This is a genomic window from Flavobacterium sp. (genome assembly GCF_044368625.1).
Classification (GTDB): Bacteria; Bacteroidota; Bacteroidia; order Flavobacteriales; family Flavobacteriaceae; genus Flavobacterium.
Window position 1 is genome coordinate 1 of record NZ_JBIPPD010000364.1, and the last position, 3,505, is coordinate 3,505.

A 3,505-nucleotide genomic window follows, 5' to 3' on the forward strand; every position below is an offset into this window, starting at 1 on the left:
TTCGCGCTGATGTTGTTCGCTTGGTCTTGCAAATACGGATTCGGCATGATTCCTCCTTAAGTACGGTTCGGCAGCAGGCCGCGACCCACTTTCATCAGGTTCTGTGCTGCGTTGGGGTCGATGTTCATCAGCCCACCAGCGCCGCCCGCTTGAGGCGTGCCCATGTTCAGGAGGCCGGTGTTGTTGCCTGAAGTGAACGGGTTAGCCGCCACGCCCTGGCCTAGCAGCCCCACCCCCGCGTTTCGCATCGCCTGATAGCCCTGCGAGTACGCCGGATCAGTGAGCGCTGCTTTCGTCATGTCCATGCCCTGCTGCATGGTCGGATTGATGCCGCTGGGGTTTTGCTTCCAGAGGTTTTGCGCAGCGCCTAGAACGCTGTTGGGGTCGCCGTAGCCAGTGCCGTAGAGGTACTGAGCCATACGCGGGTCGATCTTCTGCTCGCCCGTCTTGGTAGTCGTCCCGCCGCCTTCAGACGCACCAGCAACAGCACCGATCAGGCCAGCAAGGTTCTTGCCGCCGCCGACAAGATCGGCCACGCCGGACACGCCATTGATGAGCGACGAGCCGATGGAGCTATTTGCAGCAAGATCGGCCAGCGTCTTAGATCCGGTCGCGCCCAGCACGGAGTCATAGGCTGATGTTTGCGCGCCAGTCATGCCGGGGCCGTAGCCCTCCGAGCCGTACATGGCATTTTTGGCAGCAGACGAGCCACCTGCTGGGGCAAGTGCGCTGCCTGCGAGCTTGGTTAGCTCAGCCACGCCAAAGTCAGCGCCGAGAGTGCTTGATAGGGTCGGGATAGCCTCGACGCCAAGCGATCCAACGCCAGTCAGCGGCTCAAGCGCTGCCATCGACTCCACGCCAGCAAGCGAGCCTAGGCCAGCCCCGCCAAGAGCCGTGCCAGCGCTAGCCAGCAACTGCCCAACGCCGTAATCAGCGCCGAGCGTGCTTGCGAGGGTGGCAATCTCAGGGACAGCAAGAGTGCCAACACCAGTCAGAGCGCCAGCCCCTGCGCCGCCCATTGCGCCGACTTGGCCGGCCGCGAGCCCTGCAATCTCACCACCAGCAGCCGCAGCGCCAGCCCCCGACCCCGCACCACCCGTCAGAAAGCCGGGGAGGTCGTAGAAGCCCAATGCCGCGCCAGTTGCAGCCGCGAACATCAGCGGCAGGATCTTGTCCATCGCGCTGTCAGGCGTGTCCTTCTGCCAGGACCGATCACCAGTCGCCTGCCCGTTGTGCAGCAGATCGACCCAGGTGCCGCCGTTCTCACGCTCGCCTGCGCGGTAGTCCAGCCCTGAAGCCTGACCCATTGCCGCCAGTTGCTCCCATGTCATGCCGTCGCCAGAGCCCAAGCCGTATTTCGCCAGGATCGACGGATCGAACATCGACATCACCGCGCTTTTCGCGCCGCCTTGAGCCTGTGATTGGCCGCCCTCGCCGTCCATCCATTGCAGCCAGCCGCCATAGTCGTTTTGTGCCATGTTCGTTCCTTAAAGCTTTGTCCAAGTCGATGTCAGCGGGTCGTGCAGGTACAAGCCCCGTCCAGCGCCGGGGTTCCAATCAGTTCCGTCTGCGAATGCCACCATCACCGAGTCCTGCGGCTTGCGGCTTGGCTCTGCGTGCAGCACGCCGAGAAGCTGGTGCGTAAACGGAGACTCCAGGCCATCCGTCAGCCGCTCCAGTTCGTTCTGGACGAATCGCGGCAGTTCCTTCGCATCAGCGGGGACTCGTCCTGGCGTGTAGCGGGTCTTGCGCAGCCCCTTCTGCTTGATGCGGACGACGCCACCCGTCAGAGTCGCCGCGAAGAACTGATTGCTGTTCGCCAGCAATGCGGGCCGCAGCGTTGCAGGCCCCAGCGTGATCGACGCTCCGTAGAACGTCTGCGAGTTCGTCAGCAGCGATGGCCGCAGCGTCACGCCGTTTGTGATGACCGGCGAATAGAACGTGTTGGTGTTGGTGAACAAGGCCGGAGCCAAGTTCACCGCACCGCGCCCAACTGTCGGGCTGAAGAAAGTCTGCGCGTTGCTGAACAGCGCAGGCGTCAGCGTCTGAGGCGATCCGCCAAGGCTGACCGTCGCCGAATAGAACGTGTTGCTATTCGTGAATAGCGAAGGCGCAAGAGAGACAGCACCACGCGCCACCGTCGCCGGATAGAAGGCGTTGGGGTTGGTGTAGAGCGAAGGTGTGAGTGTCTGCGCTCCACCTGATTGGCTGACCGTCGCAGAGTAGAACGCGCCCGCGTTGGTGAAGAGCGCCGGGGTTAGTGTCTGAGCGCCCCCACCCCCACCAGCCCCAAAAGGCACCCACTCGCGGCGCTGGAAGAGTCGCCAGGGGTTGTCATGAAACGCCCTGGCCTGAGCCTCAGTCCATGCCTCGCTCGTGTACCCGGCAATGACAATATCGGCGTCGGTATCCCAGTCGGAACCGCCCGTATAGCCGCCAAAGTTCAGCGTCTTCGTGCCGGGCCACATCACCCGGTTGTCGACGTTGGAGACGCGCTCGACGCCATCAAACATCACGGCGGTTTTGGACGCCCTGCCGCTAAAAACAACGCTCCTATTGCGCGAGTTGGCAATACTTGGAGCGCCTGGGGCCTGCGCTGAGGTAACAAAAACCCGACCATCAGGCGTAATCTGAAGGTACAGGTCGGCGCTAGGCGTTGAAAGAAAAATCGAACCCGCGCTGTCATAAGCGCCGAAGCGCGGCATCCAAACAAAAAACGTGCCATTGACGCCGCCCATGTCGGCGTAGCCGGTCGCCTGAAAAACTCTGCTGGCGGAGCCGTCAAACCTCGATGCAATGCCCGCCGATGTGAGCGCAGACGTTGCGCCGTTGAGCGGCGTCCATGGCACATGCGGATTGACCAGATCGACCAGCCGCCCGCCCTGCTGCATAAGCAGCATCTGCATGCCCTTGCCAAGGCCGCTCCAATCAATCTCAGCCGCCTCCTGCGGCTGCTGATCCCAGGGCGTGACGACTTCGCGCAGCGGCACGCTCTTACCTCACCACCGGCACAGTGGTCTGCGAAGTGCTAGAGGCGCTGAACGTGATGCCTGCGACTTGCGTGCCAAGGCCATTGCTCGGCCATGTCGTGCCGCCGTCCGTAGAGCGCTGAAGGAACAGCGACACGGTGCCAGTAGCCGAGGCGCTTGGAGCAGCCGTGAACGTGACATGCGCGCCGAGGTTCTTTGCCGTGCCGTTGTTGATCGTGCTGCTGTTTGAATAGGCCAGGGTGCCGACGCTCACGGCGTTGATCTGCGTTGCCTCAGCCGTGAAGCTCAGTGCGCCATCGGTGCCGTACTTGAAAGGCTCATCCTTGACCGTGCACGTGACGCTCACCCCGGTCCCGTTGTAGACCTGCCAGCGATAGTGTTCGCCCAATGCGCTCATTCAGCACCTCGCAGAGCCGCCGTAACAGCCTCGTGATTGATCGGGTCAGGCACGCGAGCCAGCGCCAGGATGGCGTCGGCGTGGGCCTGCTCAAACGTGATGCCTGCGGCGATCTGCT

The 3,505-nt window shown here is 62.7% G+C and carries 3 protein-coding genes; all 3 read right to left on the reverse strand.

Annotated elements, in window-relative coordinates; translation table 11 throughout:
* Positions 1–56 precede the first annotated feature (56 nt).
* The 3 genes from ACIQ2X_RS16625 to ACIQ2X_RS16635 are packed head-to-tail and all read right to left on the reverse strand — an operon-like array spanning position 57 to position 3,387.
* Positions 57–1,478, reverse strand: a complete 1,422-nt coding sequence (locus ACIQ2X_RS16625) for a hypothetical protein (RefSeq protein WP_396180126.1) — start codon at positions 1,476–1,478, stop codon at positions 57–59.
* A gap of 9 nt (positions 1,479–1,487) precedes the next feature.
* Positions 1,488–2,990: a hypothetical protein gene (locus ACIQ2X_RS16630; RefSeq protein ID WP_396180127.1), complete on the reverse strand. Its 1,503-nt coding sequence runs from the start codon at positions 2,988–2,990 to the stop codon at positions 1,488–1,490.
* Between the two features lie 4 nt (positions 2,991–2,994).
* Positions 2,995–3,387, reverse strand: coding sequence for a hypothetical protein (locus ACIQ2X_RS16635; RefSeq protein ID WP_396180128.1), 393 nt, complete (start codon positions 3,385–3,387; stop codon positions 2,995–2,997).
* Positions 3,388–3,505: the final 118 nt, after the last annotated feature.